12 protein-coding genes are annotated in these 12,761 nt (G+C 70.5%); 5 read left to right on the top strand and 7 right to left on the bottom strand.

Going from position 1 to position 12,761, the window contains the following annotated elements; genetic code table 11:
• The first annotated feature begins 46 nt into the window (after positions 1-46).
• Positions 47-1,681, top strand: a complete 1,635-nt coding sequence (locus ACW9TB_RS35365; protein ID WP_472752469.1) for a cupredoxin domain-containing protein — start codon at positions 47-49, stop codon at positions 1,679-1,681.
• Between the two features lie 257 nt (positions 1,682-1,938).
• On the opposite strand, the gene ACW9TB_RS35360 is transcribed toward ACW9TB_RS35365, so the two are convergent.
• From ACW9TB_RS35360 to ACW9TB_RS35350, 3 genes are read right to left on the bottom strand one after another with little or no spacing between them, the layout of a single operon-like run.
• Positions 1,939-3,288: a hypothetical protein gene (locus ACW9TB_RS35360; protein ID WP_472752468.1), complete on the bottom strand. Its 1,350-nt coding sequence runs from the start codon at positions 3,286-3,288 to the stop codon at positions 1,939-1,941.
• Between the two features lie 39 nt (positions 3,289-3,327).
• On the bottom strand, positions 3,328-4,263 hold the full coding sequence (locus ACW9TB_RS35355) for a hypothetical protein (protein WP_472752467.1): 936 nt from the start codon (positions 4,261-4,263) through the stop codon (positions 3,328-3,330).
• Between the two features lie 5 nt (positions 4,264-4,268).
• On the bottom strand, positions 4,269-4,775 hold the full coding sequence (locus tag ACW9TB_RS35350) for a hypothetical protein (RefSeq protein WP_472752466.1): 507 nt from the start codon (positions 4,773-4,775) through the stop codon (positions 4,269-4,271).
• A gap of 296 nt (positions 4,776-5,071) precedes the next feature.
• Here ACW9TB_RS35350 and ACW9TB_RS35345 point away from each other — a divergent pair, with 296 nt between their 5' ends.
• Complete coding sequence (locus tag ACW9TB_RS35345; protein ID WP_472752465.1) at positions 5,072-5,476, top strand: hypothetical protein; 405 nt, start codon at positions 5,072-5,074, stop codon at positions 5,474-5,476.
• A gap of 130 nt (positions 5,477-5,606) precedes the next feature.
• Positions 5,607-9,389 carry an NACHT and WD repeat domain-containing protein gene (locus ACW9TB_RS35340; protein ID WP_472752464.1) on the top strand — a complete coding sequence of 1,261 codons (3,783 nt, stop codon included), beginning with the start codon at positions 5,607-5,609 and terminating at the stop codon, positions 9,387-9,389.
• A 67-nt stretch (positions 9,390-9,456) separates the two neighbouring features.
• On the opposite strand, the gene ACW9TB_RS35335 is transcribed toward ACW9TB_RS35340, so the two are convergent.
• The 3 genes from ACW9TB_RS35335 to ACW9TB_RS35325 all read right to left on the bottom strand — a co-directional run bounded on the left by ACW9TB_RS35335 (position 9,457) and on the right by ACW9TB_RS35325 (position 10,879).
• Positions 9,457-9,927, bottom strand: a complete 471-nt coding sequence (locus tag ACW9TB_RS35335) for a MerR family transcriptional regulator (RefSeq protein WP_472752463.1) — start codon at positions 9,925-9,927, stop codon at positions 9,457-9,459.
• A complete protein-coding gene (locus tag ACW9TB_RS35330) occupies positions 9,924-10,286 on the bottom strand; it encodes a hypothetical protein (RefSeq protein ID WP_472752462.1) in 363 nt (120 codons plus the stop codon). Before ACW9TB_RS35330 ends, ACW9TB_RS35335 begins: the two co-directional genes overlap by 4 nt.
• A 101-nt stretch (positions 10,287-10,387) precedes the next feature.
• Positions 10,388-10,879 (bottom strand): ArsI/CadI family heavy metal resistance metalloenzyme, encoded by a 492-nt coding sequence (locus ACW9TB_RS35325; protein WP_472752461.1) that lies wholly within the window; start codon positions 10,877-10,879, stop codon positions 10,388-10,390.
• Between the two features lie 125 nt (positions 10,880-11,004).
• On the opposite strand from ACW9TB_RS35325, the gene ACW9TB_RS35320 reads away from it, so the two are divergent.
• Both ACW9TB_RS35320 and ACW9TB_RS35315 read left to right on the top strand, forming a co-directional pair.
• Complete coding sequence (locus ACW9TB_RS35320) at positions 11,005-11,397, top strand: ArsR/SmtB family transcription factor (RefSeq protein ID WP_472752460.1); 393 nt, start codon at positions 11,005-11,007, stop codon at positions 11,395-11,397.
• Positions 11,398-11,510: 113 nt separating this feature from the next.
• Entirely contained in the window at positions 11,511-11,654 is a 144-nt protein-coding gene (locus tag ACW9TB_RS35315; protein ID WP_472752459.1) for a hypothetical protein, read from the top strand.
• Positions 11,655-11,738: 84 nt separating this feature from the next.
• On the opposite strand, the gene ACW9TB_RS35310 is transcribed toward ACW9TB_RS35315, so the two are convergent.
• Positions 11,739-12,761, bottom strand: a 1,023-nt coding sequence (locus ACW9TB_RS35310) for a glycoside hydrolase family 62 protein (RefSeq protein WP_472752458.1), incomplete at its 5' end; no start/stop codon positions are given.

The following is a 12,761-nucleotide window of genomic DNA, read 5'->3' as shown; positions in this document are numbered from 1 at the left end:
CCCCGTGCCCGGCACTCCACCCCAGCTCGGAAAGGTTCATCGACACATGCATGTCGAATCTCTCCCCTCCCTCGTGATCAGAGCGTTACGGCGGGCGTCCGGAGCGGTGACGGCGCCGCGCCTCGCCGTGGCACTGCTCGCCGTGGCGCTTCCCGCGCTCTTCCTGTCGTCGGTCCAGGCCGCCGCGCAGCCCCGTACGCAGCTCACCGCCACGCAGGCGGCCGACCAGGTGCTCACCTGGAACGCCGACGACAGCATGACCGCGTACAAGTCGACGCCGGAGTCGGCGACGGCGGGTCCCGCCACCATCGTCTTCGAGAACAGCGCGGCCACCGGCAACACCACCGGCATGACGCACACGCTGACGTTCGACACCTCCACCCCCGGCTACAACCACGACGTCAGCCTCAACATCATCGCCAGCCCCTTCGACGCCGACGGCGGCCGGCACACCGCCCAGGTGAACCTCACCCCCGGCAAGTACCGCTACTACTGCGTGATCCCCGGTCACGGCCAGATGACCGGCGAACTCGTCGTCACCGAAGGCGGCGGCGAGGACACGACCGCACCGCAGGTCTCCGCGCAGGTGGCGGGCGACCAGAACGCGAACGGCGACTACGTGGGCGCGGCGACGGTCACCGTCTCGGCGAGCGACACCGAGTCCGGGGTCGACACCGTGGAGTACGCGCTCGACGGCGGAGCGTTCGCGGCCTACTCGGCCCCGGTGTCGGTCAACCAGGTGGGCGCGCACACGGTGACCTTCCGGGCCACCGACAAGACGGGCAACACCTCGCCCGTGGGCTCGGTGGCGTTCAAGGTGGTGGCCCCGCAGGGGGAGGACACCACTCCGCCCCAGGTCACCGGGAAGGTGACCGGTGAGCAGGAGGCGGACGGCGACTACGTGGGCGCGGCGACGGTCACGGTCACGGCGACCGACACCGGCTCCGGGGTGGACACCGTGGAGTACTCGCTCGACGGCCAGCCGTTCGCGGCGTACACCCAGCCGCTGCCGGTCAACCAGCCCGGCGCGCACACGGTGACCTTCCGGGCCACCGACAAGGCGGGCAACACCTCGCCGGTGGGCTCGGTGGAGTTCAAGGTGGCCGCGTCGCAGGAGGAGGACACCACCCCCCCGCAGGTCTCGGCGCAGCTGTCGGGCGATCAGGACTCGGCGGGCAACTACGTCGGCTCGGCGACCGTGATGATCTCGGTGAGCGACACCGAGTCGGGGGTCGCCACGGTGGAGTACTCGCTCGACGGCGAGGCCTACACCGAGTACCCGTCCCCGGTGTCGGTCAACAAGGCGGGCGCGCACACCCTGTCGTACCGGGCCACCGACAAGGCCGGGAACACCTCGCCGGTGGCGACGCTGAGGTTCAGCGTGGTGGCTCCGGAGAACGACACCACGCTGCCGCAGGTGTCGGCCGCGCTCACCGGCACCCAGGACTGGGCCTGGAACTACGTGGGTGCGGCGACGGTGAAGCTGACGGCGAGCGACGTCGGCTCCGGGCTGAAGAGCGTGGAGTACTCGCTCGACGGCCAGCCGTTCGCGGCGTACACCCAGCCGCTGTCGGTCAACCAGCCCGGCGCGCACACCCTGTCCTACCGGGCCACCGACAAGGCCGGGAACATGGCGGTGGGCACGGCCAAGTTCATGATCGTGGAAGCCGGCGGCGAGTAGCACCCGCCGCCGGGCAGGGGTGACGGCCACCCCGGGAGGCGAGTCCGTCAGCCGGTGAGCGGCCCCCGTCCAGGGACGGGGGCCGCTCACACGTCAGGCCGCCCAGAAATCGGCGACGGCGCCTCGGCGGGTGGCCGGGGAGCGCGGGTACGGATGGCGCGGTGCCGGTCTTGTGGCCCCATGAGGCTCTTTCTGGTCCGGGCCCGGTCGTGCGCACCGGGCCCGGACACTCCTGCTCCGACCTTGTCGCCCGCGTCCTAGGGAGCGCGGTCGAAGCCCGCGGGGGCGTCGGCGCCGACCGGAGTGGTGGCGGTGGGGCGGTTGGACTGGCAGCGCTGCTTCTCGGAGCCGGTCATCGGGCCGGTGCGCTGGTAGAGGCGGTCGGACAGCTCGGTGGCCGGGTGGTCCAGCACGGTGTACAGGCGCCACTCGGTGTTGGGGTCGGCGGGAGCCGGACTGGTGGCGAACCAGCCCTCGGTACGGCGGCGCCCGGCCTGGGTTTCCACCCATGAGGCCTCGGCGGGCTGGACGACCTCGGTGACGCTGTGGGTGATGGAGGTGGCCCAGCTGGGAGCCGTTCCGGACCCGGCGGTGAACTGCTGGACCATGGAGCTGGCCGCGCCCGCGCCGCCCGGCAGCCCGGCCCTGGCGGGCAGGTCCCCGTAGGAGCGCCCCGCGACGGTGAGGGGACGGTTACGGGTCAGGGCGTTGCGGGTGCAGTTGATGTAGGTGTCGCCGTTGGCCTTCGCGGGCTCGTAGTAGGTGTAGGAGTAGTCCTCCAGCGGGGTGAAGGAGCAGGTGCCGGGCGAGCTCGCGCAGTGGTTGACGGCGTCGGCGACCGGCCTGCGGTCGTTGCCGTAGAAGGCCTGGGAGGCCGGTAGCGCGGTCTTCGGGATGGTCTTGTCCACCGGCGGCGGGATCTGGACCGCCCGCACATTGGCGATCAGCGGACCGCACTCGCCTCTGGCGTTGTCGGCGGCGGGTACCTGGGAGGTGAAGGTGAGCAGTGGCTCGTGCTCTCCGGCGGTGAAGGTGTAGGTCTGGCCGGTGCGCCAGACACCGGTGCCGAGGGTTCTGGGTTTCTTGTTCGGGTCCGGGGCGGTGGTCTGGGTGCCGGCCTGGCCGCCGTCGCCCTCGACGGTGTAGGTCTGACCCTGGGCGAGGGCTTCCGGGGTGCAGACGGCGGCCACGCTGGGGCTGTCGTCGAAGGTGACGGTGACCTGGGCGCCCGCGCGCACACCGCGCAGCCGCTGCTTGAAGGAGTGGGTGGCGGCGTTCGGCAGGCGAAGCATGACGGCCGTCTTGCCGCCGGGATGGCCCGAGACGGTGTCGGCGTAGCGGGCGACGCCGGAGGATGTGCCGGATCCGTTGGTCGAGCCGACGGACCAGCCCTGGACAGCCGCCCAGTTCGGGACGGTGCCGGTGAAGGCGGGCAGGGTGAAGTCGCCGTTGATGACGGCGACCGGCTTGCTGTCGGGCCCCGCGGTCCGCGCGGACGCTGTGGCAGGGGCGGGCCGGGTGGCGTGTGCGGGCTGTGCCGCCAGGCCCAGGCCCAGCAGTAGTGCGCCGGCGACGGCGGCCCTGACGGGAGTGTGCGGTGACGTCATGATGATCTCCACGAGAAAAGGGGTGCTCGGGCGGGGCGGTCAGGAACGCTCGGCGGCGAGCACGGTGCGTTGCCTCAGCCGCGCGCCCTCGGGCAGCGCGGGAAGGATCGTTGAGCGGTCAGCCCTGCGGAATCCGCGATTGACGGTGTCTTCCACGGCGGTCTTGCTCGCGGGCCGCAACCGGTCGCAGGTGTCGCCCGGCACGGTGAAGGTGTCGGCGACGAAGGTGCTGGTGTTCACGGTCGAGGGGCCGTCGACCGTGACGTCGCGCACCTGCAGGGTACCGATGGTGATCTTTCCCGCGACCCGCTGCATGGCGGAGCTGGCCCCGAAGACCAGGGCGTCGCCCGAGCGGACGATGGTGGTGTAGGAGGTCGTCTCGACGTTCTCGGTGGTCCAGCCGCGCTGGTAATGGAGCTTGAAGGCGCCCTGGAAGGCGCCCTTGGCGCCGAGCGAGCCCGCCAGTTTGCCGCTGCCGTTCGCCCCTCCTTTGGCGCTGAACGCGGCGTACGGCCCTTGCTGGGTGTTGGGGGTGGTGAAGGTTCCGCTGCCTTCTCCCGACACACCCGCGGAGACCTCGCCGGAGGCGTTGAGCTGCCCCTCGATCGAGATGTTGCCGGTTATCTCACCGCCGAGGTTGTCGGTGCTGCCGGTACGCAAGGTGACCTGGCGTTCCATGCTGATCGGGTCCTTGGTGCAGTTGATGACCGCGTTGCCCAGGGACTTGACGGCGCTGTAGTACTCGCGGGAGGCCTGCGGGTCGATGCGGAAGCGGCAGTCGCCGGGGTTTTCCGCGCACCGCCTGACCGCCTCGTCCGCCGATGGCAGCGGCTTGTCACCGTCGAAGGCCCGGGCGACAGGAACGCCGGGCACGTCGGGCACGCCGGGTACGGGGGTGGCCAGGGCGGTCGCCGGAACGAGCGCGACCAGGACGGCGGCGAGAACCGGCGGTGTCCGACGAAGAGGAGAGTTCACGGCGGTCATGGGTTCATCAGCTCGCAGACACCGGTCAGCTGGGAGAAGTCAGGGGAGTTACGCAGTACGGCGGGCAGGCCCGCGGCGAACTCGTCACACGTCTCGGCGATGGCGGACGCGGCGTTGTCCGAGGGGGCGGGCCGGAAGTCGGCCAGCGCCTGCCGGGTGTCGTCGAGGTCCTTGCGCTGCTGACCACCGTCGCCGATGAGGTTTTCCATGCACTGCTTGGAGGTCGGAGGGCATTCCTCCACCTTCTTTTTCGCCTCGGCGATGTCTTCCTTGGCCTTGGCCGTGTCCTTCTTGGTCTCTTCTCTGTCGGTGTCGACGCCGCCGCGTTCCTCCTGGGCGCCGCACGGTTTCGGCTGCCCGTTGGGGCAGGTTTCCTCCTCGGGAGGGTCAGCGTGGAGTGTGGTGTGGGAGGTGGCGGCCATGGCCGCGGGGACAGGGGCGCAGGCGATCGCCAATGCCGAGGTGAGCATGACGAAGAAGCCGGATACGCGGATGGGATGCATGGTCCTCTTCCGACGGGACGAGTGAGTCAGGTCTCGCTCATCAACGAGATCATGCATAAAGTAGCGACTCGAATACGTAGAGCAAGATTGCTGCGCCTGGCGTGTCTCTGATTCAGGGGCGCGCTCGCCGGTGAGCGAGGTGTCCGGCGCCGTCGGACACCCGGCGTTTCAGGGCGGTACGCCTGACCTGGCGGGCAGGGAACTCCTGGCAGCAGAGCGTCCGGCGCCCCTGGCCGGACGGCCGGCGGGGATCGCACCGTGGCGGTACATCGAATCTCCTTCTCCTTGGAGTCCCCATGCGTGCTCGTCCGTTCGTCTCGCCCCTCATCGCCGCCGCGCTGCTCACGACGATCCTGGTTTCCGCACCGGCGAACGCGTCCACCTCGGCCGGGCGCGCCGCATGCGCTGGCCTGAGCTGTACGTTCCATTTCTCCACGGCGACCACCGCCGCCATGGCGAGAGCCGCCGATCGAGCCGACTGGCTGGCCGGCCCGACGGCCGACATCGTCTGCCTGCGTATTCCCAACCGCCTCGTCGCCCTGGCGTGCACGACCGCGGTCCTCCTTCCTTACAACAAGGCGAAGAAGCGGCTGTCTGAGGCGTACGCGCTGGGCGGCTGTTTCGTCGTCAAGGCGCGCCTGGGATTCGTCTTTCCGATCAAGTTCGCCGCCGTGCCGAGGGACGACTCGCGTTGCCGATGACCCGGCGTACGCCAGGAAAGGCGAGAACACCGTCGTTCTCGCCTTTTCCCCCGAACACCGGACCGGCGCGGTTCACTGGTCCTTCCAGGCGTGGAATCGTCGGAACCGCTGTGCTTGAAGGGAAAGCCTCGTGAGCGAACCGATTGATCCGCGGGTCGAGTTCGCGGCCCGGTTGCGGCAGTTGAGGCTCGCCGCCGGATTGTCGGTACGCGGACTGGAGGTGGCCAGCGCCCGCACCCCCTCGCGGCGTCCGGGCGGGGAGCCGACCCGGCTGAAGCGCAGCACGATCGACGGGATGACCAGTCAGCGCAGGCCCAGCCGTCCAGAACGGCACAATTTCGAGGCGTTCGTCGACACGTGCCTTCGCGTCGCCGCGGAATCGGGGCGCACTCTGCCGGAAGGGCTGGGCACGCGCCAGGCGTGGGACGAGGCGTACCAGCGGCTCCGGCGCCAGACCGAGGAACTCGAATACGTTCGAGCGGCATCGCGGCCCAGCGGCCGGCCGCAGTCATCCGGCCCTTGCCCCTATCGCGGACTGGAGGCGTTCGGTACGGCCGATTCCGGCCTTTTCTTCGGGCGAGAGTCCCTGACCGCGGAACTCCTTGAGCGGGTCGGCGAGATGGGCGCCGGTGGCCTTTTGGTGGTGACGGGACCATCGGGAGCGGGTAAGTCCTCGCTGGTGCGGGCCGGTCTGATCGCCGCTCTCACCCAGCGCCACGGAATCGACCCCGTACTCATGCGGCCCGGCCCGGAACCGGTCACCACGCTCCTACGGCACCTGGCCCGCACCGGCCGGGAGGGCGCGACGGCGCCGATCGTCGTCGACCAGTTCGAGGAGGTATTCACCACCTGCCCCGACGAGACCGAGCGCGGCCGGTTCGTCGACCTGCTGAACGCGCTGAGCGGGAGCGAACCCGATCCACGGACCCCGGCCGGCGAACTGCTGAGCGCGCTGGACGCCGATGCCCGGCAGGTGATCGTGGTGGGGCGCGCGGACTTCTTCGGTCACTGCACTCGCTACCCCTGTCTCGTACCGGCCCTGCGCAGGCCGATGGTCGTCACGCCGATGAACCAGGACGGGTTGCGCGCGGTCATCGAAGGTCCCGCGCGGTCGACCGGCCTGACGTTCCAGGAAGGACTGGTCGACCTGCTGATGGAGGAGCTGAGCGGGGGTGACGACAAGGCGGAACCGGCCGGTGTGCTCCCGCTGCTGTCGCACGCGCTGCGTGAGACGTGGAATCACCGCCAGGGCTCGACCCTGACCCTCGCCGGCTATCGGCGGACGGGCGGAATCACGCGTTCGCTCGCCCAGACCGCCGACGCCACCTTCGACGCGCTCGACGCCGACGAACGGCGGGCCGCCAGGGACCTGCTGACCCGGCTGGTCCGCCTGGGCGGCGACGGCCCCGACACCGCGCGCAAACTGCCGCTGGAGGAGGCGACCGGCACCGGGCGGGTGCTCGACCATTTCGTCCGGGCCCGGCTGGTGACCGTCGACGCCGACTCCGTCCAGTTCACTCACGAGGCGCTCATCCGGAGCTGGCCGCGGCTGCACGGGTGGATCGAGGAGGACAGGACCGGGCTGCTGGCGGTGCAGCAGCTGGAGGTCGACGCCCGGCTGTGGGATCAACGGCAGCGCGGCGCGGCCTACCTGTACCGGGGTGAGCGGCTGTCCCGGCTCTCGCGTCTGCGGGATGGCGGGCATCCGATCTCCGCCACGTCGTCGGACTTCCTGGCCGCCGGCGTCCGATCGGGGAGACGTGCCACGCGGACGCGGCGGGGCCTCATCGCGGTGCTGGTCACATTACTGGTCGCCACCTCGGCCGCCGCCGTCCTGGCCGTCGACGCGCGCAACGCGATCAACGCGCAGCGCGACACCGCGCTGTCCCGCCAGCTCTCGGTGCAGAGCGTACTGATCACCAACAATCCGCCCCTGTCCGCGCTGCTGGCCGCCATGTCGTGGCGGATCAGCCCGACGGACGAGGCGCGGGCGAGCCTGTTGAACGTACTGGCCAATCCGGGACGCGCGGTCCTGAGCGGCCACTTCGGCGTGGTGTTCGCGATGGCCTTCAGCCCGGACGGCGCCCAGCTGGCCACCGGGGGCGACGACGGGATCATGCGGTGGGACGTCCGGACGGGAAACCGGATCGGGAAACCGCTCACCGGGCACACCGGGTCGGTGTCGTCGCTGGCCTACAGCCCCGACGGCGAGCTCCTGGTGAGCGGCGGCCGTGACGGGGTGGTGCGCCTGTGGAACGCTCGCTCGGGTGAGCGGCTCGACATCCCGATCACCGAAGTCGAGGATCCGATTCTGTCCGTGGCCTTCAGCCCTGACGGCCGCCGCCTGGCCGGCGGTGGCGAGGACGGGGCTGTACGGCTGTGGGACGTCCGCACCGGCGAGCAGATCGGTGCCCCGTTCGCCAGGGACCTGGACCCGATCTGGTCGGTGGCCTTCAGCCCGGACGGCACCCGCCTGGCCGCGGGCGGAGAGGACGGATCCATACGCGTGTGGGACGCGCGGACCGCACGGCCCGCTCGGGCTCCGCTCACCGCGAACTCGCACACCGTGATGTCGGTCGCGTTCAGCCCGGACGGCACCGTGCTGGCCGCCGGGGGCGCTGACGGAATGGTGCGGCTGTGGGATGTCCGTACGGGCCGGGAGATCCGTGAGCTGTCAGGGCACACGGGGGCGGTGTGGTCGGTGAAGTTCAGGCACGACGGCGCGTGGCTGGCCAGCAGTGGCGACGACGGGACCGTGCGGCTGTGGGACGTGCGGAACGGAAACCCGCTGGGCGCCCCGCTCATCGGGCACACGGGCGGAGTGCCGTCGGTCGCGTTCAGCCCTGATGACACCCGCCTGGCGAGCGTCGGCCGAGACGGCACCGTGCGGCTGTGGGACGCCCACGTCGGCCGGCAGGACGGCGAACCGTTCGCCGGGCATACGGACACGGTGTTCTCGGTGGCCTTCAGCCCGGACGGCACGCGCCTGGCCAGTGGCGGGCACGACGGCACGATCCGGCTGTGGGATGCCCGCAAGAGGCGTCAAATCGGTGAGCCGCTGCTCGGACACACCGACGCGGTGACCGCTGTGGCGTTCGACCGCACGGGCACCCGCCTGGCCAGTGGCGGGCGCGACGGCACGATCCGGCTGTGGGACCCGCGGACCGGCGAACGGATCGATGACCCGATCACCGCTCATCCGGAAGGCGTCCACTCCTTGACGTTCAGCCCGGACGGCACCCGGCTGGCGAGCGGCGGGGAGGAGGGAGAGATCCGATTCTGGGACGTTCGGACCCACCGGCAGGCCGGTGCCATACTCGCCGCGCACAAATTCTACGTGGGGCCGGTCGCCTACAGCCGAGACGGAACCCGCCTGGTCAGCGGCGGTGGCGACAATCTGGTGAAGGTGTGGGACGCCCACACCGGCCGCCCTGTCGGCAAGCCGTTGGCCGGGCACACCGACTGGGTACTGTCGGCGGCTTTCGCCACAGACGGCACCCGTATTGCCAGCGGCGGAGGTGACGGGACCGTGCGGCTGTGGGACGCGCGCACCGGCCGTCAGATCGGCACCCCGCTGACCGGGCACACCGACGCGGTGGAGACGGTGGCCTTCAGCCCCGACGGCACGACCCTCGTCAGCGGCGGGATCGACGGGACCATACGGATGTGGGACGCCAGAATCGGCCGATCGATCGGCCCGCCCCTCAGCGGCGGCGGTTCGATATGGTCAGTGACTTTCAGCCCGGACGGACACCGGCTGGCCAGCGCCGGCGACGACAAGATGATTCGTCTGTGGAACACCGCGATCCCTTCGGACGCCTTCACCTCCGTGTGCGAGATGCTCGGGCGAAAGGTGACCCCGGGCGAATGGGCGCAGTATGTGCCAGGACTGCCGTACGAACCCGTCTGCTAGGGGCCTGCCGTGGATGAGCTGGGTGGCGAAGGTGCGGAGCGGGACGTGCGGTGGTCGTGGTGGGTGCTCACGTCGGTCGGCTCTCCTCGGGGGTGCGGCCCGCGGCCAGGCCGGCGAACGGCAGGGGGCAGTCGGGGCAGGTGCAGTGGGTCAGGCTGTCGCATCCGGCGGAGACCACCGCGCTCAGCGCCGCGCGGATGGTGGTCAGGTCGGCGATCTTCGCGTCCACTTCGGTGATCTTCGCCTGGGCGTGGGCGCGCAGGTCGGGGGTGGGGTGGCCGCGCCGTCCGGTGTCGAGGAGCTCGGCGACCTCCTCCAGGGTGAAGCCGAGCCGCTGGGCGGCTTTGATCACCGTGAGCAGGGTGACGGTCTCGGGCGGGTAGGCGCGGTGCCCGCCGGGGCTGCGCGCCGGTTCGGCGATCAGCCCGCGGCGTTCGTAGTAGCGCAGCGTCTGCGGGTTGACCCCGGCTTGTTCGGCCACCTGCCCGCTACGCAGGTACGGCCCGCCGAAGCCCCGCAGCACGACGTCCTGCTTCATACCGGCCGCCTCGTCGACATCGTGCCCGCCTCGGCGCGGGCCTGCAGCGCGTCCAGAACTTCGGCCTGCTCGGCCGGCACCGCGACCTCCAGCGCCAGGTGGCCGCCCGTGATGGTCAGGGTGAAGGTGAAGAAGGAGCAGCAGCCGGTCTCCCGCGCGGCCAGCCCGGCGGCCCGGGCGGCGTGCTCGGGGCCGGCGACGAACTCCAGCCGCAACCGGGTCCGCCGCGGGCGGGTGATGGCCCGCACCGCGTCGGTGAACAAGGCGTCGAACTCGGCCACCCGCAGTGGCTGATCGGCGGTGGGCAGCGTGCACGCCGAGGGCGCCCACCCCTGCTCACGGGTGATGTCGTGTGTCATGCCTCGACGGTAAGCCTGTACCCAGGTACCGGATGCAAGCCCCGCGGGGAGGCGGTCCCTCCGGCGGACCGTACGCAGAAGGGGGGCCTGCGACCGGTCTCTCAGCAGCAGCCACTCGCCGTGGCGCCGACCGCCTGGGGCTGCTCGCCGGTCTTCTCCGCGCTCGGGCCGCAGGCACACGGGGCCGCGGGGTCCTGGGTGGTGCTCGCGGACTTGCCCAGGACGTCGGCGTCGGCCTTGACGACGTAGACCTCCCACGGCTCGGCGCCGGGGCCGGTCACCCACACCTTGTCCTGCAGGGCGTAGCAGCAGGAGGTGTCGTTCTCGGCGAAGGTGGCCAGCCCGGCGTCCTTCAGCCGCCGGGTGGCCGCCTCCACCTGGGCGGTGTCGGCGACCTCGACACCAAGGTGGTCCAGACGGGTGTCGTGGCCTTCCTCGCCCTCCAGCAGGACGAGCTTGAGCGGGGGCTCGGCGACGGCGAAGTTGGCGTACCCGGGGCGGCGCTTGGCGGGCTCGACGCCGAACAGCTTGGAGTAGAAGGCGATCGAGCCTTCCAGGTCGGCGACGCGCAGGGCGAGCTGAACACGGGACATGGTGATCCTCCACGGAATTCTGGCCGAGTGGTGGCGATCACCACCCGTCGCTGTTTCGATGAATATCTAGACAGCGAATCGGCCTCAGCTTGCAATGCTGCTTAGAGGTCTGTCAACTTAGAGATATGTCGAAACAAGCGTTGCCGATCGTGGACCTGGCCGGGACCGACCAGGTCGATCAGGCCGGGCAGGCGTGCTGCGCGCCGCTGGTGTGCGAGCCGCTGAACGCCTCCGAGGCCGAGGAGCTCGCGCCGTTGTTCAAGGCGATCGCCGACCCGGTGCGGTTGCGCCTGCTGTCACTGATCGCCTGCCACGAGGACGGCGAGGCGTGCGTGTGCGACCTGACCGGTGCCTTCGACCTGACCGGCCCGACCATCAGCCACCACCTGAAGGTGCTGCGCACCGCGGGGCTGATCGACTGCGAACGCCGTGGCACCTGGGTCTACTACTGGGTCAACCCTGGCGTGCTGGCGCGGCTGTCGGCGATCCTGGGGCCGCGCCTCCCGGCGATGGCGTGATCGGTACCGCGCGGGCGCCAGCGGGGCGGGTGCCGATGCCGGACCGGTTGCTACCGGTCTGGATGGCCGCCGGATTGGTGGCGGGCCGGATGATCCCTGGCCTGGATGCCGCCGTGGATGCGATCCAAGTGGACGGGATCTCGCTGCCGATCGCGCTCGGCCCGCTGATCGAGGTGCCCGTCCTGCTCGCGCTGGTCCACCTCTCCCTGGCCCTGCGCCGCCGTCTCACCCGCCCCGGCGGTTCAGGGGGTGACTAGCGGGGGACCCGGGCGGGCCCGGCGTGACGCCGGGCCCGCCCGCTCCAACGTCGGGAACGTTCGAGCCGTACCCGCGTCGCTCCGTCAGCGCTGGTGGGTGAGCAGGCCGGGACGGTAGGGCAGGAGGCCGTAGTCGCCGCCGGAGTTGGGGCTGCGGCCTTGGTAGAGCAGTCGCAGGTTGCAGGGGTCGACGGTCATGGTCTGGTCGGCGCTGGTGCGCAGCAGTTCGCCGTGACTGATGTCGTTGGTCCAGGTGGCGCCGCTGTTGGCCTTGCCGGCGAAGGGGTTGCTCTCGGTGGCGGCCTGGGGGGTCCACGAACCGCTCAGGCTGGTGGCGGTGAAGGAGCGGAAGTAGCGGCCCTGGGAGCCGATGGCTTCGACGATCATGAGGTAGCGGTTCTGGTTGTGGAGTTTGTAGACCTGGACGGCTTCGAAGAGGTTGTTGGTGGTGTCGCTCATGACGACGGTGGAGGTCGAGCCGAAGCTGCCGGGGAAGTTGCCGATGGGCATGCTCGCGCGGTAGATCTTGCCGTTGTCACCGGCGAAGAACAGGTACATGTTCGAGCTGTCGCCGATGACGGCCTGGTCGATGGGGCCGGTGCCGGAGCCGGAGATGCTGCCGGAGAAGAGGGTTTGGGGCGAAGACCAGCCGTTGGGGTTGGTGGGGTCGCTGGAGGTGCGGTAGGAGAAGGCGGGCCCGCCCCATTGGTAGGCGAGGACCCAGATGTTCCTGGGGGCGAAGTAGAAGAGGCTGGGTGCCACGGTGGCGGAGGACATGGCGTTCTGGCTGGCCGAGGCCATCTCCGACCAGTTGGTGAACAGGCCGAAGTTCATCGAGCCCCAGCTGGTGCCGTTGTCGTGGGTGGTGGCGTAGACGAGTTGCCTGCCGTTGTAGGGGGCGACGGTGAAGTCCTTGAGCGAGACCCACCCCGACCTCGGGGTCGCCAGCACGCCCGTCGAACTCCAGCGATACGACGAGGGAAGGTCGCACGTAGCGGTCGGCGTCGGGGTCGGGGTCGGGTTCGTTCCGCCGCCGATCTGGACGAACTGCCATTGCTGGTTGGCGCCGCCCCAGTCGTCGTACTGGACGATGTTGGCGCCGTCGGC

This window comes from Streptosporangium sp. H13245 (genome assembly GCF_055690525.1).
The sequence above is the reverse complement of the archived record's forward strand: the minus strand, read 5'-3'. Positions and strand labels throughout refer to the sequence as shown.

Coding starts and splice junctions, on each gene's coding strand:
- ACW9TB_RS35330 (WP_472752462.1), bottom strand. CDS start 10,286: ATGACACACGACATCACCCGTGAGCAGGGGTGGGCGCCCTCGGCGTGC.
- ACW9TB_RS35365 (WP_472752469.1), top strand. CDS start 47: ATGCATGTCGAATCTCTCCCCTCCCTCGTGATCAGAGCGTTACGGCGG.
- ACW9TB_RS35325 (WP_472752461.1), bottom strand. CDS start 10,879: ATGTCCCGTGTTCAGCTCGCCCTGCGCGTCGCCGACCTGGAAGGCTCG.
- ACW9TB_RS35335 (WP_472752463.1), bottom strand. CDS start 9,927: ATGAAGCAGGACGTCGTGCTGCGGGGCTTCGGCGGGCCGTACCTGCGT.
- ACW9TB_RS35360 (WP_472752468.1), bottom strand. CDS start 3,288: ATGACGTCACCGCACACTCCCGTCAGGGCCGCCGTCGCCGGCGCACTA.
- ACW9TB_RS35320 (WP_472752460.1), top strand. CDS start 11,005: ATGTCGAAACAAGCGTTGCCGATCGTGGACCTGGCCGGGACCGACCAG.
- ACW9TB_RS35350 (WP_472752466.1), bottom strand. CDS start 4,775: ATGCATCCCATCCGCGTATCCGGCTTCTTCGTCATGCTCACCTCGGCA.
- ACW9TB_RS35345 (WP_472752465.1), top strand. CDS start 5,072: ATGCGTGCTCGTCCGTTCGTCTCGCCCCTCATCGCCGCCGCGCTGCTC.